This is a genomic window from Coriobacteriaceae bacterium, assembly GCA_025993015.1.
Classification (GTDB): Bacteria; Actinomycetota; Coriobacteriia; order Coriobacteriales; family Coriobacteriaceae; genus Collinsella.
On sequence record DAJPFV010000001.1, the window covers coordinates 2,047,476 to 2,068,015 of the forward strand.

Annotated in this window: 21 protein-coding genes and 2 tRNA genes; 13 read left to right on the forward strand and 10 right to left on the reverse strand. The window is 62.5% G+C overall.

Annotated elements, in window-relative coordinates; all coding sequences use genetic code 11:
- Positions 1-153 precede the first annotated feature (153 nt).
- From rfbA to OIL77_08755, 8 genes are all read left to right on the forward strand, one after another.
- On the forward strand, positions 154-1,053 hold the full coding sequence (rfbA, locus tag OIL77_08720; protein HJI45481.1) for a glucose-1-phosphate thymidylyltransferase RfbA: 900 nt from the start codon (positions 154-156) through the stop codon (positions 1,051-1,053).
- 119 nt (positions 1,054-1,172) lie between these two features.
- A complete protein-coding gene (locus tag OIL77_08725) occupies positions 1,173-1,586 on the forward strand; it encodes a DUF4869 domain-containing protein (protein ID HJI45482.1) in 414 nt (137 codons plus the stop codon).
- A gap of 9 nt (positions 1,587-1,595) precedes the next feature.
- Positions 1,596-2,078 (forward strand): hypothetical protein, encoded by a 483-nt coding sequence (locus tag OIL77_08730; protein HJI45483.1) that lies wholly within the window; start codon positions 1,596-1,598, stop codon positions 2,076-2,078.
- Between the two features lie 131 nt (positions 2,079-2,209).
- Positions 2,210-3,517: an IS21 family transposase gene (gene istA / locus OIL77_08735; GenBank protein HJI45484.1), complete on the forward strand. Its 1,308-nt coding sequence runs from the start codon at positions 2,210-2,212 to the stop codon at positions 3,515-3,517.
- Positions 3,471-4,010 carry an ATP-binding protein gene (locus tag OIL77_08740; protein ID HJI45485.1) on the forward strand — a complete coding sequence of 180 codons (540 nt, stop codon included), beginning with the start codon at positions 3,471-3,473 and terminating at the stop codon, positions 4,008-4,010. The genes istA and OIL77_08740 overlap by 47 nt, the downstream gene beginning before the upstream one ends.
- 204 nt (positions 4,011-4,214) lie before the next feature.
- A complete protein-coding gene (locus OIL77_08745; protein ID HJI45486.1) occupies positions 4,215-4,619 on the forward strand; it encodes a hypothetical protein in 405 nt (134 codons plus the stop codon).
- Positions 4,620-4,694: 75 nt separating this feature from the next.
- The gene (gene rfbB / locus OIL77_08750) at positions 4,695-5,714 is read left to right on the forward strand and encodes a dTDP-glucose 4,6-dehydratase (GenBank protein ID HJI45487.1); all 1,020 of its coding nucleotides are present in this window, start codon (positions 4,695-4,697) and stop codon (positions 5,712-5,714) included.
- A 123-nt stretch (positions 5,715-5,837) separates the two neighbouring features.
- Positions 5,838-7,292, forward strand: a complete 1,455-nt coding sequence (locus OIL77_08755) for a sugar nucleotide-binding protein (protein ID HJI45488.1) — start codon at positions 5,838-5,840, stop codon at positions 7,290-7,292.
- Positions 7,293-7,394: 102 nt separating this feature from the next.
- Here the strand turns inward: OIL77_08755 and OIL77_08760 are convergent, their stop codons facing one another.
- Positions 7,395-8,366 (reverse strand): glycosyltransferase family 2 protein, encoded by a 972-nt coding sequence (locus tag OIL77_08760; protein ID HJI45489.1) that lies wholly within the window; start codon positions 8,364-8,366, stop codon positions 7,395-7,397.
- Between the two features lie 160 nt (positions 8,367-8,526).
- Here OIL77_08760 and OIL77_08765 point away from each other — a divergent pair, with 160 nt between their 5' ends.
- From OIL77_08765 to OIL77_08775, 3 genes are all read left to right on the forward strand, one after another.
- Entirely contained in the window at positions 8,527-9,372 is an 846-nt protein-coding gene (locus OIL77_08765) for an ABC transporter permease (GenBank protein HJI45490.1), read from the forward strand.
- Positions 9,373-9,383: 11 nt separating this feature from the next.
- Positions 9,384-10,151: an ABC transporter ATP-binding protein gene (locus OIL77_08770; GenBank protein HJI45491.1), complete on the forward strand. Its 768-nt coding sequence runs from the start codon at positions 9,384-9,386 to the stop codon at positions 10,149-10,151.
- Between the two features lie 54 nt (positions 10,152-10,205).
- Positions 10,206-10,282, forward strand: a tRNA-Arg gene (locus OIL77_08775).
- A gap of 104 nt (positions 10,283-10,386) precedes the next feature.
- Here OIL77_08775 and aroQ read toward each other — a convergent pair.
- From aroQ to aroF, 8 genes are all read right to left on the reverse strand, one after another.
- On the reverse strand, positions 10,387-10,824 hold the full coding sequence (gene aroQ / locus OIL77_08780; protein ID HJI45492.1) for a type II 3-dehydroquinate dehydratase: 438 nt from the start codon (positions 10,822-10,824) through the stop codon (positions 10,387-10,389).
- A 64-nt stretch (positions 10,825-10,888) separates the two neighbouring features.
- Positions 10,889-12,139 carry a hypothetical protein gene (locus tag OIL77_08785; GenBank protein ID HJI45493.1) on the reverse strand — a complete coding sequence of 417 codons (1,251 nt, stop codon included), beginning with the start codon at positions 12,137-12,139 and terminating at the stop codon, positions 10,889-10,891.
- Positions 12,140-13,285: a prephenate dehydratase gene (gene pheA, locus OIL77_08790; GenBank protein ID HJI45494.1), complete on the reverse strand. Its 1,146-nt coding sequence runs from the start codon at positions 13,283-13,285 to the stop codon at positions 12,140-12,142.
- A 53-nt stretch (positions 13,286-13,338) separates the two neighbouring features.
- Entirely contained in the window at positions 13,339-14,436 is a 1,098-nt protein-coding gene (gene aroC, locus OIL77_08795; protein HJI45495.1) for a chorismate synthase, read from the reverse strand.
- A 1-nt stretch (position 14,437) separates the two neighbouring features.
- Positions 14,438-15,757 (reverse strand): 3-phosphoshikimate 1-carboxyvinyltransferase, encoded by a 1,320-nt coding sequence (gene aroA, locus OIL77_08800; GenBank protein HJI45496.1) that lies wholly within the window; start codon positions 15,755-15,757, stop codon positions 14,438-14,440.
- The gene (gene aroB / locus OIL77_08805) at positions 15,751-16,857 is read right to left on the reverse strand and encodes a 3-dehydroquinate synthase (protein ID HJI45497.1); all 1,107 of its coding nucleotides are present in this window, start codon (positions 16,855-16,857) and stop codon (positions 15,751-15,753) included. Before aroB ends, aroA begins: the two co-directional genes overlap by 7 nt.
- A gap of 36 nt (positions 16,858-16,893) precedes the next feature.
- Entirely contained in the window at positions 16,894-17,808 is a 915-nt protein-coding gene (locus OIL77_08810) for a prephenate dehydrogenase/arogenate dehydrogenase family protein (GenBank protein ID HJI45498.1), read from the reverse strand.
- A gap of 3 nt (positions 17,809-17,811) precedes the next feature.
- Positions 17,812-18,834, reverse strand: a complete 1,023-nt coding sequence (gene aroF, locus OIL77_08815; protein HJI45499.1) for a 3-deoxy-7-phosphoheptulonate synthase — start codon at positions 18,832-18,834, stop codon at positions 17,812-17,814.
- Between the two features lie 204 nt (positions 18,835-19,038).
- On the opposite strand from aroF, the gene OIL77_08820 reads away from it, so the two are divergent.
- Together OIL77_08820 and OIL77_08825 are read left to right on the forward strand one after the other, a co-directional pair.
- Positions 19,039-19,115 (forward strand) — tRNA-Arg (locus OIL77_08820).
- 67 nt (positions 19,116-19,182) lie between these two features.
- Complete coding sequence (locus OIL77_08825) at positions 19,183-19,626, forward strand: hypothetical protein (GenBank protein HJI45500.1); 444 nt, start codon at positions 19,183-19,185, stop codon at positions 19,624-19,626.
- A gap of 170 nt (positions 19,627-19,796) precedes the next feature.
- Here the strand turns inward: OIL77_08825 and OIL77_08830 are convergent, their stop codons facing one another.
- The gene (locus tag OIL77_08830) at positions 19,797-20,510 is read right to left on the reverse strand and encodes a recombinase family protein (protein ID HJI45501.1); all 714 of its coding nucleotides are present in this window, start codon (positions 20,508-20,510) and stop codon (positions 19,797-19,799) included.
- Positions 20,511-20,540 lie beyond the last annotated feature (30 nt).

Sequence of the window (20,540 nt, forward strand, 5' to 3'; positions counted from 1 at the left end):
CACGTTCGTTATGTCGTCTCTACGGGTTGTGTCCTTGCGGTTGTTCATCAATTGCTTCTTTCGTTAATATTGAGAAGGATTAACTTAATAGAATATCAAACTCTTACTAACCGCTCGATTTATAACTATTTTCGATTGTAGAGGACGGATTATATGAAAGGCATCATCCTCGCCGGCGGGTCCGGCACGCGCCTGTACCCGCTCACGCTCGTGACCTCCAAGCAGCTGCTGCCGGTCTACGACAAGCCCATGATCTACTACCCGCTGTCCACCCTCATGCTGGCGGGCATCCGGGACATCCTGGTCATCTCCACCCCGACCGACCTGCCCAACTTCGAGCGCCTGCTCGGGGACGGCTCGCGCTACGGCGTGAGCCTCTCCTACGCCGAGCAGCCGAGCCCCGACGGCCTGGCGCAGGCCTTCACCATCGGCGAGGAGTTCATCGCCGGCGAGCCGTGCGCGCTCGTGCTGGGCGACAACATCTTCTACGGCAACGGCCTGTCGCGCCACCTGACGCGCGCCGTGCAGAACGCCGAGTCGGGGAGGGCGACGGTCTTCGGCTACCACGTGGACGACCCCGAGCGCTTCGGCGTCGTGGAGTTCGACCGCGAGGGCCGTGCCGTCTCCATCGAGGAGAAGCCCGAGAAGCCCAAGAGCTCCTACGCCGTGACCGGCCTGTACTTCTACCCGGGCGACGTCGCCGCCAAGGCGCATGAGGTCAAGCCGTCGGCCCGCGGCGAGCTGGAGATCACCACGCTCAACCAGATGTACCTGGAGGAGGGGACCCTGTCCGTGGTGACCCTCGGCCGCGGCTACGCGTGGCTGGACACCGGCACCATGGAGAGCCTGCACGAGGCCGCGGAGTTCGTCCGCGCCGTGGAGCACTCCCAGGACCTGCCCGTGTCCGTCCCCGAGGAGATCGCCTGGGAGAACGGCTGGATCACGACCGCCGAGCTGGAGGAGGCCGCGAAGGCCTACGGCAAGTCGGTCTACGGCCGGCACCTGAGGAAGGTCGCCGCCGGCGAGATCGTCAACAGCCCGCGCGAGTACTAGCGCCAGCTTGTTTTCTTTTAGGGGTCACCGTTTATCTGGTGGCCCCTTTCGTTATGATTACGTTGACCATAAAGACAATATGATTGGGAGTGGATGTGTTAAGCGTCTACTTTGGCGATATGCCAGAAGCGATTTACAACACAGCGACATATTTCAAAAACTCTTACCGGTCTACTTGGATTACGGATCCCTATGCAGTCTCGATAATTAAAGATGTCGATCGATCGGTTGTTGTCTCCGAAAACGTCATCGAAAGCCCTGTGCTTGGATCCATCTCCCCACTCCAGCTTTCTGGTGGCGTGAAAACGCTGCTGCTTATGAGATTTGATCGTAAGCATATTTTTAACGCTTCTACCTGTGGTGACAACTGTGCCAAGTGGATTCTCGACATGGCGAAAGACCGCAAGCTCGTTGTGAATCTCTATCATGTGATGGACTTTGGTCGCGAGGATTTTAAAATTAAAGTCGTGAATAGCGGCCGAATCGTTCACAACATGGCCGATTTGATTCACGAGTCGATTCCGTATCTGTAGGTGCTGCTTATGAACGGTTCGCATCTCGTTAAGATTTCCCGCCGCAGGGGAACCAAGTACACATTTACCATTAAACGGAACATTACTATTGTGCGTGGGGATAGTGGCACGGGTAAGACGACACTGTTTGACATGGTCGCAGACTACATGCGAACGGGCGAGCAGTCGGGTGTTTCCTTGCAATGCGATTGTCCCTGTGTCGCCCTGACCGATTATGATTGGCGAAACCAGCTTTCGTCCGTTCATGACTCGATTGTATTTGTCGATGAGGGCTTAAAAGAGATCCATTCTGATGAGTTTGCCCATCATGTGCTGTATTCCTCGAATTATTTCGTGCTGATCTCAAGGGCTGATTTCCCCAATCTTCCGTATAGCGTGGATGAGATTTACAAGATTAAGACGAGCGGAAAATACCATTCTTTCGTCCCTGTTTATCAAGATCGCGGGAATCATCGTTATGCTATTTCCCGGTCGGCGCCAAAACAGTGTTAGCGCCGGGCGATTTTAGCCGCTAATAGTCAAACTATTTTGACCAATCCCGGTCACCGAATAATGGCCACCGTGCCTCCCCGCCGCCACTACGCTGGTGGTGCCAACACGCCGGCGTTAGGAGGACCATTGAGGTGAACGAGAGACACGATGACCTACAGGAGATTATAGACGCGGCGCTCCGGGAGATGGCCGCGGAGGAGGGCGACGGGTTCGACCCGCAGGCATGCAACCTCGCGGAGTTCTGCAGGAGGACGGGGCTCACCCGCTCCCGTGCGAGGACGGTCAGGGCACACGGGTTCAGGGCCCTGCCCCACGGGAACAGCGGGAGGAGGGCCGCGCCGGGCGTGCTTGCCGGCCACACCGGCCTGGTGGACGACCTCCTGCGGAAGGGCGTCACCAACTCGCAGGTGATATTCGAGCGGCTGCTCGGCCAGGGCTACGCCGGCGGCCTCACCACGGTGAAGACCTATATCGCCGCGCACCGGGACCTCGTGCCCGCGAAGAGGCGGCAGGTGGCCCCGCAGGGCTGCCGCGGGCAGCGCTTCAGGACGGCGCCCGGAGAGGCCTACCAGATGGACTGGGGCTTCGTCGCGGTCGAGCGCCCCGGCGGCGAGCGGGCGCGGATCGCCTGCTTCGCCATGGTCTGCCACCATTGCGGGAGCGCCCACGTCGAGTTCTTCCCGAACGCGCGCCAGGAGAACCTCCTCATCGGGATGCTGCACGCGTTCTCGGCGCTGGGCGTGCCCGCGACCGTGCTCACCGACAACATGAAGAGCGTGGTCGTCCGCCGCGATGCCGACGGCCGGCCCGTCTGGCAGGCCGACTACGCCGAGTTCATGGGCGTCGTCGGCTTCCGCACCAGGCTGTGCAGGCCGCGCCACCCCTATACGAAGGGCAAGGTGGAGAGGCTCGTCCGCTTCGTGAAGGGGAACTTCCTCGCGGGAAGGTCCTTCACCGACCTTGACGCCCTCAACCGGGAGGCCGCCCTCTGGTGCGCCGAGCAGGGAGGCCGCTGGCGGCGCCCGGCGGCATGCGTCCCGATGCGCGAGCACGAGGCGGCGTGCTCGGCGAACACCAGGCCGCTCGAGGTCACGGCCGAGGTCGAGCGGTACCTGTGCCCGCGCCGGAAGATCTCCTTCGACGGCTTCGTGAGCTTCGAGGGGCACCGCTACGGCGTGCCCTACTGGTACGGCCGCCGCGAGTGCAGGGTGAGCCGGGAGGGGCGCGTGGTGCACATATACAGCGACGACCTCTCCCGCGAGCTCGTCGCCCACGCCGTCGGCGCCGGCGCCGACGGCTGGTGCGAGGGCCAGTGGGAGACATCGCCGGCGCAGCCCGAGGAGCTGCCGACCCAGCCGGTCGGGACCGTGGTCGAGCAGATCGCCCCGCCCCGTGCGAAGCCCGGTTTCGAGAGGTTCGACTTCGGGAGGGCCGAATGATGGCGGGCCCGGCGGCATAGGGAAGACGCACCTCGCGCAGGCCTACGGGCGCGAGTGCTGCATGCGGGGGATCAAGACCTACTACATAAAGGCGACCGAGCTCAGGGACAGGTTCCAGAAGGCCGTCCAGCGGGGAAACACCTCGCGGGTCGTCTCCTCGCTCGTCAAGCCGTCGTGCCTCATCGTTGACGAGGTGGGGAGATGCGTCTACGACAGGCCGTGCACCGACCTGTTCTTCGATGTCGTCGACAGGCGCTACGAGAAGGAGGGGCCGAACGCGATGGTCCTCACGAGCAACATCGCCCCGAGCGGGTGGGATGAGTTCTTCACGGGCGACGACACGCTCCTCTGCGCCCTCGACAGGCTGTTCGACAAGGCGTCGGTGTTCGTGATGCGGGGCCCGAGCTACCGCGGCAGGGGGCTCGACACCTACTCGGTGGAGGCCGTCCCCCAGGCGGTGAAGGTGAGGGGGATCCAGCCCGAGGGGATGTAGGGAAGCGATAGGAAAGACATAGATGCGGGCGTGTTGGCTAAAATGGGTCGGCCGGGATTGGTCAATCTCGGCCGACTATATTTGGCTAAATTATTCCGACGCTAACAACAGGACTTTTCTATCCTTCTATGCGAGGACAGTAAGTCTGGTTTCCAGTTCTTTAAACGGCATTTTGCTGACAGTGAGCTTACCTGTACTTCGGCCATGACGAACAGCGCGATTTTGGGCTGGTTGGATCAGCATCTCGACGATCGCGTGTTTGTTGTCGCGGACGGGGCGGCATTTGGGTGCTATGCGGACCGCGTCCTTAAGCTGCAAGACATTCACCGCGATACTGTTACGGTTTGTCTTCCCGAGTCGTTCGAATGGCTTCTGCTGAGCTCCGGCGTATTTTCAGGGCTAGATGTTAAGACGGTTTTGGAAACCCCAGAAGCCTTTGTAAACAGTGAGAAGTTTAAAAGCTGGGAGGATTTCTTCTATAAGTACTTACGTGAAATAACTGGGGATTCGGTTTTTCACTACGACAAAGACTGCATTTCGGAGGCGTTTTGTACAGGAGGTAATTCTGCGAAGGTTATGGCTCTTATCGCATGCCGAAATGTCCGATAGTTTTGTTGAATAGCGTCGCGGCGTCACTTCCTGCGGCATACTAAAGAAGCTGTACATGCTTCAGATTGGATTTTCATGTCTGAGATTTTCGAACCCAAGAATATCATCGTCACTGGCGGCTGCGGCTTCATCGGCAGCAACTTCGTGCACTACGTCGTGAACAACCACCCGGGCGTCCACGTCACCGTCCTGGACAAGCTGACCTACGCCGGCAACCCCGAGAACATCGCGGGCCTGCCGTCGGACCGCGTGGAGCTCGTCGTGGGCGACATCTGCGACGCGGAGCTGCTGGACAGGCTGGTGCCGGGCCACGACGCGATCGTGCACTACGCCGCCGAGAGCCACAACGACAACTCCATCGCGGACCCCGAGCCGTTCCTGCGCACCAACGTGGAGGGCACCTTCCGCCTGCTGGAGGCCGTGAGGAAATACGGCATCCGCTACCACCACGTCTCCACCGACGAGGTCTACGGCGACCTGGCGCTCGACGACCCCGCCAAGTTCACCGAGGAGACGCCGTATCACCCGAGCAGCCCGTACTCGAGCACCAAGGCGTCCTCCGACATGCTGGTCCGCGCCTGGACCCGCACCTACGGCCTGCGCACCACGATCTCCAACTGCTCCAACAACTACGGCCCCTACCAGCACGTGGAGAAGTTCATCCCCAGGCAGATCACCAACATCATCGACGGCGTGCGCCCCAAGCTCTACGGCCGCGGCGAGAACGTCCGCGACTGGATCCACACCGAGGACCACTCCTCTGCCGTCTGGGACATCCTCACCAAGGGCCGGATGGGGGAGACCTACCTCATCGGCGCAAATGGCGAGAAGAACAACATCACCGTCCTGCGCATGATCCTCGAGGCGATGGGAAAGGACCCCGAGGACTTCGACTGGGTCGCCGATCGCCCCGGCCACGACCGCCGCTACGCCATCGACTCCACCAAGCTCCAGCGCGAGCTGGGCTGGAGGCCGGCCCACACCGACTTCGCCGAGGGGCTCAAGCGGACCATCGACTGGTACGTCGCCAACGAGTCCTGGTGGCGCCCCGCCAAGGAGGCCACCGAGGCCCGCTACCGCGCACAGGGCCAGTAAGACTGCATTCCGGCGAACCGCACCGCGGGGCGCCCGCGCGGGGCCGCAGGGCATGGGGATGACCCTGCGGCCCCGCGCGGGCGCCCCCGGTTATACAACCTCTTCGATAGGAGCTTTTCCCACATGGCAGACATCGCATTCGAGAAGGACCTCTCCGTCGCCGAGACCGGCATCGAGGGCCTCAAGGTCGTCGACCTCGCCGTCCACGGCGACTCGCGCGGCTGGTTCAAGGAGAACTGGCAGCGCGCCAAGATGACCGCCCTGGGCATCCCGGACCTCAGGGTCGTCCAGAACAACATCTCCTACAACGACAGCCGCGGCGTCACCCGCGGCATCCACGCCGAGCCCTGGGACAAGTTCATCTCCGTGGCGCGCGGCAGCGTCTTCGGCGCCTGGGTGGACCTGCGCGAGGGCAGCGAGACCTACGGGAAGGTGTTCACCTGCACGCTCGACCCGTCCAAGGCCATCTACGTCCCGCGCGGCGTGGGCAACTCCTTCCAGGCCCTGGAGGACGGCACCGCCTACACCTACCTGGTGGACGCCCACTGGTCCCTCGAGCTCAAGAAGACCTACACCTTCGTGAACCTCGCCGACCCCGAGCTCGCCATCGAGTGGCCGATCCCGTTCGATGAGGCCACCGTCTCCGAGGCCGACCTCAACCACCCGATGCTCAGGGACGTCGTCCCAATGGCGCCCAAGAGGACGCTCGTCACCGGCTGCAACGGCCAGCTGGGCCATGCTGTGCGCAGGCTGGCGGAGGAGCGCGGCGTCGCCAAGGACTTCGACTTCTGCGACATCGACACCTTCGATATGTCAGACCCGGACGCCTACACACAGTACGACTGGTCGCTCTACGGCACCGTGATCAACTGCGGCGCCTACACCGCCGTGGATAGGGCGGAGACCGCCGAGGGCCGCGCGACCGCCTGGAAGGCCAACGCGACCGGCCCCGCCCTCCTCGCCCGCACATGCTCTGATCACGGGATCACCCTCGTCCACGTGTCCAGCGACTACGTCTTCGACGGCACCGCCGAGGTGCATGACGAGGACGAGCCCCTCAGCCCGCTGTCCGTCTACGGCCAGACCAAGGCCGCCGGCGACATCGCCGTGGCCGGGTGCCCGCGCCACTACATCATGCGCTCCAGCTGGGTCATCGGCGAGGGCCGCAACTTCGTCAAGACGATGAAGGGCCTGTCCGACCGCGTCGCCGACCCCGAGGACGGGCTCGAGCAGGTCACGGTCGTTGACGACCAGCTGGGCCGCCTGACCTTCACGCGCGACATGGCCGAGGCCATCTTCCACGTGCTGGGGACGCACGCCCCCTACGGCACCTACGACTGCACCGGCTCCGGCACCGTCAAGTCCTGGGCCGATATCGCCCGCGCCGTCTTCGAGGCCGCCAACGGCAACGGGGGCAGGGTCGTGCCGGTATCGACCGCCGACTACTACGCGAGCGCCGAGGGCCCCGTCGCCCCGCGCCCGGTCCACTCCGCGCTCGACCTGTCCAAGCTCGAGGCTGCCGGCTTCCACATGCCCGACTGGGAGGAAGAGCTGGGGGAGTACATCAAGACGCTCTAGCCGCTATTAACTTTTCGAGAGTAAAAGCCGCCGTTCTTTAACGGCGGCTTTTCTTGTTGGTGGCTATCTGCGCAGTGGTGCCAATAGTATTTTGCGGAAGATCTACCTCTCGCTTGGCATGGAAGTAGGGTGGCCGGGCTGGTCGTCGTAGGCGTATTTGCTGTACACGTTGACCTCCCACTGCTTTTTTTCGACCTTTGCTACAGAATCTAGGATGAAGCCGGTCGCAAGGCTCAGGCCGCACAGGAACATAAACGAGGCGGCGAGCATAGCGGTGGGGAAGCGCGGGACGAGGCCGGTCTGGAAATATTCGACAACGATGGGCATGCCCAGGGCGAGGCCGAATACCGCGAACAGAAGCGCAACGAGGCTGAAGAACTTCAGCGGGCGGTAGTCCTTGAACAGCGTGCCGATCATCGCAACGACTTTAATGCCGTCGCTCACGGTGTTGAGTTTGGACTCGGAACCCTCGGGACGGTCGCGGTACTCGATGGGCACATCTTTGATGCGCCAGCGGTGGTCGACGGCGTGGATCGAGAGCTCGGTTTCGATCTGAAAGCCCTCGGAAAGCACTGGGAAGGTTTTAACGAACGGGCGGCTCATGGCGCGGTAGCCTGTCATGACGTCATCGAAGCTGTAGCCATAGATCCACTTGATCATGGCGCGGACCAGATTATTGCCAAAGCCGTGGAAGGCACGCTTGTTCTCCTCGGCGTAGGTGCCGTTGGAAAGGCGATCGCCTACGGTCATGTCGGCCGTGCCGTTAAGGATGGGCTCGCAGAGGGCCTTGGCCGCCTCGGCGGGGTAGGTGTCGTCTCCGTCGACCATCAGGTAGCAATCGGCGTCGATATCGCGAAACATCTGGCGGCACACGTTGCCCTTTCCCTGACGGGGCTCAAAGCGGACTGTGGCGCCGTGCTCGGTGGCAATGCGTGAGGTATCGTCCGACGAGTTGTTGTCATAGACATAGACCGTCGCCTGCGGAAGCTCGCGGTGAAAGTCGTCGATGACTTTGCCGATCGTGAGCGCTTCGTTGTAGCAAGGGATGATGACGGCGATGGATTCAGAATTCACTTAATGCTCCTTATACATTCAATCCTAGAAAGTATAGCCGTTTGGGCCTGGCATCCTAAGATGTGGGTTAGTTCTCCAGTTTTGTTGCGCGAATCGTTTGCATGGCCGTCGGGTCTATACTGTTCGTTTGTCAACGATTACGAGTAAAGGAGTTGCATCCGTGTCGGATCAGACAAAGCAACAAGAAACTCGCAGTCTGCCTGCGACGTTTGCTAAGAACGAATTTGAGAAGGACGCGTTTATCCTTCGTCAGCTGGTTACCAAGGATTTTAAGATCAAGTATCGCCGTAGCGTTCTGGGCGTCGCATGGTCGGTGCTCAACCCGCTGCTGATGATGATCGTCATGGCCATCGTGTTCTCGACGATTTTTGGCCAGGGCCGCAATGGCTCAATGACGCCCGAGATGTACCCGCTGTACTTGATCGTGGGTAACATCACCTTTGCCGTCATGTCTGAGTCTACTAACCAGGCCCTGACGTCGATCGTGGGCGCTGCCCCTCTGCTCAAGAAGGTTAAGGTGCACCGCTGGGTTTTCCCGGTGCAGAAGGTGCTCTTCTCGCTGGTCAACTTTGCCTTCTCGCTGGTCGCCGTCGCCATCGTCATGCTGTGGTTCCGCGTTATGCCTTCTTGGCACCTGATTCTGTTGCCGGTTTGCCTGCTGCTGCTTATGTGCTTCTGCATGGGCCTGGGCATGATGCTCTCTGCCCTTACGGTCTTCTTCCGCGACGTTATGCATCTGTGGAGCGTCGTCATTACGGCGTGGACTTACATTACGCCCATCTTCTGGACGACTGACTATATTGCGCAAATGCCGCATCTCGTGCGTATCTTGATGTATGCGAACCCCATGTTCAACTACCTGCAGTTTATGCGCGATATCTTCCTGTTCCAGACTACGCCCTCGCTTATGACGTTTGGTATGTGCGTCGCTTGGGCGGTTCTTGCGCTTATTATTGGCTATACCGTGTTCCATAAGTCCGAGCGCAAATTTATCCTCTACATCTAAGGAGTGCTGTGATGACTGAATCTGTTGTTGATTACAGCGAGCAGCCTCTGGCTGTCGAGGTCGACGACGTCACCATGATCTTTAACATGGCGTCCGAGTCGCTGACCAACCTCAAGGAGTACTTCATTAAGCTTGCCAAGCACGAGCTGTTCTTTGAGGAGTTTAGGGCGCTTAAGCACATCTCGTTTGATATTCATCGCGGCGAGGTTGTGGGTCTGGTCGGCACCAATGGCTCCGGCAAGTCTACGATGCTCAAGATTATCGCTGGCGTTCTTGAGCCTAGCGAGGGCAGCGTTAAGGTGCACGGTAACATCGCGCCGCTGATTGAGCTTGGCGCCGGCTTTGACCCCGAGCTGACCGCCCGCGAGAACATCTATCTGAACGGCGCCCTGCTCGGCTATACCAAGGAGTTCATCGACGCCAACTTTGACGGCATTATCGAGTTCGCTGAGCTGCAGAACTTTGTCGATATGCCGCTTAAGAACTTCTCTTCGGGCATGGTGGCGCGTATCGCCTTTGCAATCGCGACGATTACCGAGCCCGATATTCTGATCGTTGACGAGACGCTGTCCGTCGGTGATGTGTTCTTCCAGCAAAAGTGTGAGGCCCGCATCCAGCACTTTATCCAGAGCGGCGACGTGACGGTTCTGTTCGTTTCGCACTCTATGGAGCAGGTTGAGCGCATCTGCCAGCGTGCCGTTTGGATTGAGAAGGGTGACCTTCGCATGGACGGCCCGGTCGATGAGGTCTGCAAGGCGTACCGCGAGCAGTTCAACTAGGTTATAATTACTTGCGCCTGACAGGCTTGTGCTTGCTTGGGCGTGCGGTTATTTGCTCCATTAGCTCAGTTGGATAGAGCAGGGGACTTCTAATCCCAAGGTCGACGGTTCGAATCCGCCATGGAGCACCATCGTTTATTAAGCCCAGACCGCTTGGTGGTCTGGGCTTTTTTCATCTTGTGTGTTGCTGGAGCCGAGCGCGAGCAAGCCGCTGCTGTTTGTTGGGGTTGGCATTTTACTTTTCGAGATGCTCTTTCAGCAGCTCCAACGCGTGGGCGTAGCCCTTCAGGCCCTCGCCGGTGATGGTGGCGAAGCAGGCCAGGCGGGCGTAGCTTACCTGGCGGAAGTCCTCGCGCGTCTCTACGGCGCTGATGTGGACCTCCACAGCCGGGATGGCGACGGCCTTGAGTGCGTCGAGGATCGCGACGCTTGTGTGCGTGTAGGCCGCCGGGTTGATGACGATGCCGTCGACCTTGCCGTAGGCCTCCTGGATCTTGTCGACGATGGTGCCCTCGTGGTTAGACTGGAAGACCTCGACTTCTTCGAAGCCCTGTGCGGCGCCCGCTTCCTGGCAGATCTGCACTAAGCGGTCGTAGTTGTCGTTGCCGTAGATGCCCGGCTCGCGAATGCCGAGCATGTTGAGGTTGGGGCCGTTGATGACGAGTGCTTTCATGGTTGCTTCCTTTGCAGTCGAGAAACCACCACAAAGGTGCCTGTCCCCTTTGTGGTGGTTTTGGTTAGAGAGCGGGTTGGAGGGTCTCGAGGAGGGCTTGGGCGGTGTTGGCGGCGCAGTCGCGTGAGTCGATGATGTAGTCGGCCCAGGCGCGGTAGCGCGGCATGCGCTGCTCGGCCAGCTTGTCGATGCCGTCGCGCGCGGTGATGGGGCGGCCCTTGTGGGCGAGCTCGTCGAGCTTGCGGTTGAGCATCACAATCTGGCTGTTCTGGTGTAGCAGCGGGTAGTTCTCGTCGCGTGTGACCACGCCGCCGCCGGTGGAGAGCACCAGGCCGCTGCGCTTGGAGATGTCGGCCAGCGCAGCCGTCTCCTGTTCGCGGAAGGCCGCCTCGCCGCGCTCGACGATAAAGTCGGCACAGGGCATGCCCAGACGCTCCTCGAGCGCGTGATCCAAGTCGATGTGCTCGCGGCCCGTGAGCACATCGACTTGCTCACCCACGCGGGTCTTGCCTGAACCCGGCATGCCGATCAGCGCGATGTTCTGTTCGCGGCGTGACAGGCGCTCCGTTACGTCCAGGATGCGCTCGCGCGGGGTGACTTGGCCGGTGTAGCGTTCGACAGCCTGCGCCGCTTGGGCCACGAGCATGAGCAGGCCGCCGATGCAGGGGATGCCGCGGCGCTCGGCCTCGAGCATGAGTCCCGTGCGAGCGGGGTTGTAGACAATGTCGATAACGCCCTCGAGCGCATCGAGCCCCTCGAGCGTGCAAGGCGCGTCGGGGCAGTGGGGGAACATACCGGCGGGCGTGCAGTTGACGAGCAGCGTTGCATCGGACTGCTGAGCGATGTTGCTGTAATTGACCTCGCTCGTGCGACCCACGGGTACGACGATGGCGCCCAGATCTCCGAGCACCATACTGGCCGTAGTACCCGCACCACCGGTGGCACCGAGCACGAGGACCTTCTTACCGGCAACCTCAACGCCCAACTCTTCGACCAGGCACTGAAAACCAAAGTAGTCGGTGTTGTCGCCGCGCAGGCGGCCGTCGGGCAGGCGCGTGATGGTGTTGACGTTGCCCATGCGCTCGGCGAGCGGGCTCAGTTCGTCAAGGTAGTCCATGACGGCGCGCTTGTAGGGGATGGTCACGTTGGTGCCCTCCCACTCGTCGCCGGTCATAAAGGCCGCGAGGTCCTCGGGCTCGCGCTCAAAGCGCACGTACTCGAGCCCAGCGAGCTCTTTGTAGATGGTCGGGGTGTAGCTGTGGCCCAGCACACGGCCCAGCACGCCGTAGGGACGGGTTGCAGTGATATCGGTCATCTAGAGCACCTCCGTGTAGCTGCCAAAGTAGGTGAAGCTCTCGCACACGTCGTCGATGGAATCGAGCAGGTCATCGAGGGCCTTGCTGCCAAAGGGGCAGTCCAGATCAAAGTAGAACATAAACTCAAAGTCGCGGCCGGGGATGGGGCGGCTCTCGAGCTTGATCAGGTTGATGTTGAGTGCGTAGAAGCGCTCGAGCACGCGATAGAGGGCGCCCGGCTCGTTGGCCGTGGTGATCATGAGCGAGGTGCGATTAGCGCCGGGGTAGACGCGCGGCTCACGGCTGATGACGACAAAGCGCGTGTAGTTGTTGTCCGAGTCCTGAATGTTGGGCTCCAGCACCTCCAGGCCATACAGCGTGGCACAGCTGCGCGAGGCGATGGCGGCGACGTCGGTGCGCTCGGAGTTGGCGACCATCTCGGCCGACATGGCCGTGTTTGGGTACTTGGTGGCGTGCAGGTCGTGGGACTCGATAAAGCCGGCACACTGGGCAATGGCTTGGCCGTGGCTGTAGACCTCGCGCACGTCGGCGAGCTTGGTGCCGGGCTTGACGAGCAGGTTGTGGTCGATCTTGAGTCGCAGCGAACGCACGATGTGGAAATCGAACTGGGCGAGCAGGTCGTAGACGGCGTTGACCGATCCGGCGGTGGAGTTCTCGATGGGCAGCACGCCAAACTCGCAGAAGCCGTCGCGCACAGCGCGCATGACGCCTTCGAAGGTCTCGAAAAACGCGATGTCGGGCACGTCGAAGAGTTTGCACGCGGCGATCTGGCTATAGGCACCTTCCACGCCCTGGCAGGCGACGGTGGCCGTTTGAGGGAAGGGCGTGTCGGAGGCTGCAGCCGTGGCGTGTGCCTTTTGCGAGACGGTGATGCCCTTGAGCTCGTTGATGTAGCGCTGCTGCTCGGCCTTGCTCATGCTCATGAGGAGGCGGAACAGGGCGATGGTCTGTGCCTGGTAGCGCTCGGGCGCGCGGCTGGCGAGGTTGTTGAGCTTGGAGCGCTCGCGGGCGGGGTCGAAGACGGCCTTGCCCATCTCGATTTTTGACTTGGCGACTTCGGTGGCAATGTCCATGCGCTCGACAAAGCTGTTGAGGAGCGTGGTATCGATGCCATCGATGGCCTGGCGGATGTCAGCAAGGTCCATGGAGGCCCCTTTCACGTAACGGCTGAGTTGACAGGCAACCCAGGTGAGTCGGGTTAGAGCTGGGCGACGTCCTCGAGGAGAGCGTCCCAGATGGCGAGCGCCGCGGCTGCCTCGGCTACGGGGACGGCTCGGGGGACGATGCAGGGATCGTGACGGCCGTGCACCGAGAGCTTGGCATTTTCCATAGCGTCCATGTCTACGGTCTGCTGCTCGCGGCCAATTGAGGGCGTCGGCTTTACGGCCATGCGCCACATGACGGGCGCGCCGGTCGAAATACCGCCCAGGATGCCGCCGGCGTTATTGGACTCGACCTCGATTTCGCCGGTCTCGGCATCGATGCGATATGGATCGTTGTTCTCGCTGCCGCGCATGGCGGCCACGGCAAAGCCCATGCCAAACTCCACGCCCTTTACGGCGGGAATGCCAAACGCGATTTGCGCGATGCGGTTCTCGATGCCGTCGAACATGGGGTCGCCTATGCCCGTGGGAAGCCCGTAAATGCCGCACTCCACGATGCCGCCGATGCTGTCGAGCTCGTCGCGCGCGGCCAGAATCTCCTCGCGCATGCGGCCGGCTGCGGCGGCGTCAATGCACGGCAGATCGTTCGTAAGGATCGCCTTGCGGTCGGCCTCGCGATAGACCATATCGTCCATCGGCAGGTCGGAGATGCCGCCGATCTGCGCGACGTGCGCCATGACCTGAATGCCGCGGGCCTCGAGTGCCTGCAGCGCAATGCCGCCGGCGATGCATAAGGGTGCCGTTAGGCGGCCGGAGAAATGCCCGCCACCAGCGACATCGTGCATGTTGTGATACTTCACGCGCGCAGGGAAGTCCGCATGTCCGGGGCGGGGCTTGCGGCGCAGCTCGGAGTAATCCTTGGAGCGCGTGTTGGTGTTCTCGATAATCGCGGCGATGGGCGCGCCGGTGGTATGTCCATCGACAACACCGGCGATGATATGCGCGGCGTCGGCCTCGCGGCGTTTGGTTGCGGTCTCGTCGCGGCCAGGGGCGCGACGGTCGAGGAAGGCCTGCAGCTTCTCCTGGTCCACGGCGATGCCCGCCGGGATGCCATCGAGCGAGCAGCCGATGGCGGGGGAGTGCGACTGGCCGAAAATGCTCAGATGCAAAACGTTGCCAAAGGTCGAGGACATGCTATTCCTCCTCGAGCGTGACCTTGCCGCCCAACAGGCGGTAGTGGTCGAAGAAATCGGGATAGGACTTGTTGACGGCCTCGGCGCCGTGGATCACGACCTCGCCGGTGGCGCGACTTGCGGCGATGGCTGCCATCATGGCGATGCGGTGGTCGTTGTGCGAATCGACCTTGCCGCCGGTAAGGGCATCGACGCCCTTGATGATGAGGTCGTCACCGGCGATGCGCACCTGTGAGCCCAGCGCGGTGAGCTCGCGGGTGGTGGTGACCAGACGGTCAGATTCCTTGATGCGCAGACGTGCGCAATCGCGGATAAAGGTGCGGCCCTGCGCCAGCGAAGCCACGGCGGAGATGACGGGCACCAGGTCGGGAATATCGTGGGCGCTCATCTCAAAGCCGGCGAGCTTGTCGGACTGCACAGTGGCGGCGTTGGTGGAGCGCACGATGCGGGCACCAAAGCGCGAGAGCGCGGCGAGCACGTTGCGGTCGCCCTGTGCGGAGCTGAGCGACACGCCCTCGACGGTGATGGGGTCGGTACCGATGGCGCCGGCGCACAGCCAAAAGGCGGCGTTGGACCAGTCGCCCTCGACGGCTACGCTGCCGGGCGTGCGGTACGAGCCGCTGCTCACGCGGAAGTTCGTGACCTCGGGCTGGCCGTCCTTGGCCGGAATGCGCTCGACGTTGACCTCGACGCCAAAGGCCTTCATGGCCTGTATCGTCAGGTTGATGTAGGGGCGGCTCTCGATGAGGCCGGTTACCTGCACGCAGGAGGGCTGGGCCAGCAGCGGGGCTGCCAGCAGCAGGCCCGAGATGTACTGCGAGCTCACGTTGCCCGGAAGCACAAAGGTGCCCGGGCGCATGCGGCCGCTCGTCTTGAGCGGAAAACCGCCCAGACCCTGTAGGTCGCAGCCGGCGGCGATGATCTCGTCCGAGAGCGGGGAGAGCGGGCGGGCGCCCAGGCGGCCCTGGCCTACGAAGGTGGCATCCGCACCCAGCGCGCAGGCGACAGGCAGCATAAAGCGCAGCGTGGAGCCACTTTCACCGCAGTCAAGCGTGCCGCCGGCAAGGGCCTTGAGCAGGCCAAACTCAACACTCTTCATGGTGGGGTGGACCTGGAAGCCGTCCTCGACGGTCTCGATGCGAGCACCCAGTGCCGTAAGGCAGCGCACCGTGGCCTCGATGTCGGCGCAGGTGGTGTTGCAGGTGACGTGCGTCTCGCCGTTGGCAAGCGCAGCGCAGATGATCAGGCGATGCGCCATCGACTTGGACGCGATGGCGGGAACGGTGCCCTTAAGCGGGGACGGGGTGATGCGGGCTAGCATGCGGATGCGTCTCCCTTCTGGCCGAGGCCCTCGGCAATTAGATCGTGGAAGGTGGAAAGCGGTGTGCGGTCGATGCTGCAACGGCCAATGCCGTGCGGAATCACCAGGTCGATCGTGTCACCGGTGCGTTTTTTGTCGTGCAGCGCTTCGGCAAAGACGGCGTCGGCGGAAAGCTCACAGCGGGTCTTGAGGCCGTGACGCGCGCAGAGCTCCTCGATGCGGCCGGGCAACTCAGCGTCGCAAATGCCATGTAGCGCTGCGGCGCGCGTGATGATGCCCATGCCGATCGACACGCAGTTGCCATGTCCCAGCTCAAAGTGCTCGCAGGCCTCGACGGCGTGTCCGGCGCTGTGTCCAAAGTTGAGGAGCTTGCGCTGGTTGGTCTCGCGCTCATCGGCGACAACCACGGCGCGCTTAATGTCGATATTGCGGGCGATGATGAGCGCTACGCGGGCCACATCGCGGTTGAGCAGCTCCAGCGTGAGCGGGGTCTTCTCCAGCTCGGTGAAAAGCTCGGGGTCGGCGATCACGGCGTGCTTGACGACCTCGCCGCAGCCGTCGGCGAACTGCTCGGGCGTGAGGGTGGCCAGGCATCCCACGTCGGCGATAACCACGCTCGGCTGCCAAAAAGCACCGGCCAAGTTTTTGCCGGCAGCGAGATCGATAGCCGTCTTGCCGCCGACCGACGAATCCACCATGGCGAGTAGGCTCGTGGGGATCTGTACAAACTTACAGCCGCGCATGTAGGTGGCGGCCACAAAGCCGGCCACGTCGCCCACGACGCCGCCGCCGAGTGCCACGATCACGTCGGAGCGCGAAAGCTCGTGCTCGGCCACAAACTCCAAAATGGACACGTAGGTCTCGGCGCGCTTATGGGCCTCGCCGGCCTCGAAGGTACAGATGCTCACCTCGTAGCCCGACGCCTCCAGGCTCTGCTTAACGGGCATCTGGTAGAGCGGGCCCACGTTGGTGTCCGTCACGATGACGGCGCGGGTGCCTCCGGCGGTGGCGCGTACGAGCGGGCCCGCCTTCTCCAGCAAAAACGTGCCCACATGCACCTGGTAGGGGCGAGCGGTGTCAATATCGATGGTAATCGCCATAAGCTTCGGTCCTTTCGACCTGGCGTGATAGGTGGTCTAGTGGGAGGTCTCGTCGTCGAGCGCGCGCTTAATGCGGTCGCCCTCGGCAAGGAGATTCTCCAGATAGCGCTGGTCGCGGTCCTTGAGCGCACGGCTGTAGGCGCCGAGCGATTCGATCAGATGGTCGATCTCGTAGGCGAGCGCGTCGGCGTCGTCGATCATGAGCTCGGACCACATTTGCGGGTTGAGGTGCGCCACGCGGGTGAGATCGCGGTAGCTACCGGCCGAAAAGCCGTGGTGGACCTGGGCGGTGGGGCTTTTGACGTAGGCGTTGGACACCACGTGCGCAAGCTGGCTCGTGAAGGCGATGACGCGGTCGTGCTCGGCGGCGCTGGTCACGCTGAACTTGCCAAAGCCCAAGGGGCGCACCATCTCGCGCACCTGGCCCAAAAGCTCCAGTTTGAGCGCATCGTCCACCGCGGGCGGCACGAGCACGAGTGGCGCGCCCTGGAACAGGTCGGCGCGGGAGTGTGCGTAGCCCGAGTACTGCGTGCCCGCCATGGGGTGTGCGCCCACAAAGTAAAAGCCGTGCTCACGGGCAAGCTCAAAGGCACGTTCGCACACGATGCCCTTGACGCCCACGGTGTCGATCACCACGGGACCCATGATGGCCTCGGTGTCGGTGGCGTCGGCGAGGGCCTGGGCATGCGCCTCGAGCCACTCGATGCAGGCCTCGGGGTAGCAAGCCAGGACGATGATGTCGCATTCGCCGAGTGTCTTGTCGTTGAGCTCTCCGGCGACAGTGCCCATGCTGGCGGCCGTCATGACATCGTCATCGGGGTCCCAGGCCAGCACGCGGACGCCCGCCTGGGCATAGCCGCGGGCAAAGCTACCGCCGATGAGGCCAAGGCCGACGATACCGGCGCACTTGGGGCCGCCCTGGTTAACGCGCGCGTTTCTCACCGTACCCATGGGCTACTCCATGGTCTCTTGGCAGACGACCTCGCGGATGGCGCGAATGCGGCGCATGGTGTCGTCGAACTGGTCGGGGGTGAGGGCCTGGGCGCCGTCGGACCATGCGCGGCTGGGCTCGTCGTGGACCTCGATCTCCAGGCCGTTGGCGCCGCAGGCGGTCGCGGCGAGCGCCATGGGCTCAACGTAGCGGGTGTAGCCGGTGGCGTGGCTGGGGTCGGCGACGACGGGCAGGTGCGACAGGTGGTGCAGAACCGGCACGGCGTTGAGGTCGAAGGTATTGCGGGTGCGGGTCTCGAAGGTGCGGATACCGCGCTCGCACAGGATGACGTTGTCGTTGCCCTCGCTCATGATGTACTCGGCTGCCATAAGCAGCTCGTCGATCGTGCCGGACATGCCGCGCTTGAGCAGAATCGGGGTCTGGGTCTTGCCGACCTCCTTGAGCAGGGGGAAGTTCTGGGCGTTGCGGGCGCCGATCTGCATGACGTCAATCTTCTTGTCCAAGAAGACCTGCACGTCGCGCGGGTCCATGATCTCGGTGACGATCGGCATGTCGAGCTCGGCAGACGCCTCGCACAGCAGGTCGAGGCCGGCGGGGCCCATGCCCTGGTAGGCGTAGGGGGAGGTGCGGGGCTTGTAGGCACCGCCGCGCAGCATCGTGGCGCCGGCGGCCTTCACGCGGCGTGCGATGCGGATGAGGTTCTCGCCCTCGACGGAGCAGGGACCGGCGATGACCTGGAACTGGTCGCCGCCGATCTTGACGCCGTGACCGCAGTCGATGACGGAGTCCTCGGGGTGGAACTTGCGGTTGGCGCGCTTGAACGGCTCGGAGACGCGCTGCACGCGCTCGACGACATCCATGGACTCGAGCAGGAACGGGTCGATCTTGGTCGTATCGCCCACCAGGCCGATAATCGTCTCATTCTCGCCGCGCGAGACGTCGGTCTTCAGGCCTTTTTTCTCAATCCAGCTGACAATATGGCTGACGGCCTCGTCGCTGGCGCTCTGCTTTAGAATTGCAATCATGGTGTGCCTCTCACCTCGATGGATAACTTTTGCAAAAACGGCCCGCATTGCGAGCCGTGTATATATGGTGCATGAGAGTTTATACTATCCGACTCGCTTTTGCCTTCTAAAGTGGGCCGTTGCGCCGCGTCTTCCTCGGAATTGCAAACCTTTTTCTTTTATTTTGATAGCCCATGGTGCACTTGGGTATAATGCCAAACGTTGGCCCTATTAGCTCAGGGGATTAGAGCGTCTGCCTCCGGAGCAGAAGGCCGTTGGTTCGAATCCAACATGGGGCACCATTCCAATTTTGCTCGAACCCGCTGGATGTCCAATCTGGCGGGTTCGCCCTTTTTGTCGTAGTTCAGCGTGACCAGTATCTCGTCCTCCGAGACGACAGCCTGCCACACGAACGCCTTCAGCAGCGTCGCGTCGTCGAGCGCCGTCCCGCACTGCAGGAAGTCGGCGAAGCGCTCCGGGTCTATCCGCTCGTCCGTGATGGCCTCGAGGTCGTACCTCGCGCGCGCCTGCTGCTCCTCGAGCTCGGCTATGCGCTCGTTCACGCCCGGCGCTATCACGCCCTGCTCGATGGCGTTGAGGATGTTCCTCAGGCCCCTCTCCGCGGCCCTGAGCGAGTCCTCCGCCTGCCTGCGGCGCGCCCTCACCTCGGCAGTGTCCGCGCGCTCCGCTACCATGTTGGCTATCTGCAGCGCCTCGCCGCGGTCGCCCAGCAGCTCCCTCAGCGCCGAGGCTATGGAGCCCTCGAGCTCCTCGCGCCTGATGTTGCGGACGCACGACCCCGGGCAGCTGTAGTACTCGTACTTCACGTTGTTGCGGCCCCTGCCGCTCACGCCCTGCAGGTTCCTGCCGCATTCCGCGCACAGCGCCGCCCCCGCGAGGGCGAAGTCGCCCCAGTTCTCGCTCGAGCGCTGCTTGCGGCACTTGATTCCCTGGACCTCCATGAACGTCACCTCGTCCACGATCTACGGCATCCCGCCCTCGCGGACGATGCCTCCCCACTCGTACCTGCCCGTGTACCTTCGGTCGCGCAGCATCTGCTGCACCATCGCCTGGCCGCACGGGTTGCCCTTGCGCGTCCTGAGGCCGCGCCGCGCGAACTCGCGCGCTATCGCGTTCATGGACATGCGCTCGAGCCTCAGCGCGAAGGCCTCGCGCACCCACGCCGCCTGCGCCTCGTCGACCTCGTACTCGTCGTCCCCGTTCCTGCGGTATCCGAAGATGCGCACGCCGTTGGTCTTGCACTTGAGGGCGTTGCCCTCCATTCCGCGCTTGGTCCTGATGGCGGTCTTCCTCGACTCGCAGGCGGCGAGCCCCTCGAGCAGCTTCTCGTAGATGATGCCCTCAGGGCTGTCGGGTATCTGCTCGAGCGCCGAGACCAGCTTGACCCCGTGCGTGGCGAGCTCGCGCTTGTATATCGGCGCGTCGTACTCGCCGCGGCTGAAGCGGTCCATCATGTAGACGAGGACGATCTCGCTCTCGCCGGCGTTGGCTATCATCCGCTGGAACTCGGGGCGGTCGTCGGTGCGCCCCGACACGGCGCGGTCGCAGTACTCCGCCGCGACCTCGTAGCCCTCGCGCGCGCACCACTCGCGGCAGACGCGCAGCTGGTCCTCGATCGAGGCCTCGCGCTGCCTGTTGCACGAGAACCTCGCGTATATCACTGCCTTCTTTGGCATAATGTGGATGTCACCCTTTCTTCACGTTGT

What these genes read in the sequence shown, in the direction of transcription:
- OIL77_08745 (HJI45486.1), top strand. Translation starts at nt 4,215, where the DNA reads ATGACGAACAGCGCGATTTTGGGCTGGTTGGATCAGCATCTCGACGAT.
- rfbB (HJI45487.1), top strand. Translation starts at nt 4,695, where the DNA reads ATGTCTGAGATTTTCGAACCCAAGAATATCATCGTCACTGGCGGCTGC.
- OIL77_08785 (HJI45493.1), bottom strand. Translation starts at nt 12,139, where the DNA reads ATGACCGATATCACTGCAACCCGTCCCTACGGCGTGCTGGGCCGTGTG.
- aroA (HJI45496.1), bottom strand. Translation starts at nt 15,757, where the DNA reads ATGCTAGCCCGCATCACCCCGTCCCCGCTTAAGGGCACCGTTCCCGCC.
- aroB (HJI45497.1), bottom strand. Translation starts at nt 16,857, where the DNA reads ATGGCGATTACCATCGATATTGACACCGCTCGCCCCTACCAGGTGCAT.
- aroQ (HJI45492.1), bottom strand. Translation starts at nt 10,824, where the DNA reads ATGAAAGCACTCGTCATCAACGGCCCCAACCTCAACATGCTCGGCATT.
- pheA (HJI45494.1), bottom strand. Translation starts at nt 13,285, where the DNA reads ATGGACCTTGCTGACATCCGCCAGGCCATCGATGGCATCGATACCACG.
- OIL77_08810 (HJI45498.1), bottom strand. Translation starts at nt 17,808, where the DNA reads ATGGGTACGGTGAGAAACGCGCGCGTTAACCAGGGCGGCCCCAAGTGC.
- OIL77_08730 (HJI45483.1), top strand. Translation starts at nt 1,596, where the DNA reads ATGAACGGTTCGCATCTCGTTAAGATTTCCCGCCGCAGGGGAACCAAG.
- aroF (HJI45499.1), bottom strand. Translation starts at nt 18,834, where the DNA reads ATGATTGCAATTCTAAAGCAGAGCGCCAGCGACGAGGCCGTCAGCCAT.
- aroC (HJI45495.1), bottom strand. Translation starts at nt 14,436, where the DNA reads ATGTCCTCGACCTTTGGCAACGTTTTGCATCTGAGCATTTTCGGCCAG.
- rfbA (HJI45481.1), top strand. Translation starts at nt 154, where the DNA reads ATGAAAGGCATCATCCTCGCCGGCGGGTCCGGCACGCGCCTGTACCCG.
- OIL77_08770 (HJI45491.1), top strand. Translation starts at nt 9,384, where the DNA reads ATGACTGAATCTGTTGTTGATTACAGCGAGCAGCCTCTGGCTGTCGAG.
- OIL77_08830 (HJI45501.1), bottom strand. Translation starts at nt 20,510, where the DNA reads ATGCCAAAGAAGGCAGTGATATACGCGAGGTTCTCGTGCAACAGGCAG.
- OIL77_08725 (HJI45482.1), top strand. Translation starts at nt 1,173, where the DNA reads ATGCCAGAAGCGATTTACAACACAGCGACATATTTCAAAAACTCTTAC.
- OIL77_08755 (HJI45488.1), top strand. Translation starts at nt 5,838, where the DNA reads ATGGCAGACATCGCATTCGAGAAGGACCTCTCCGTCGCCGAGACCGGC.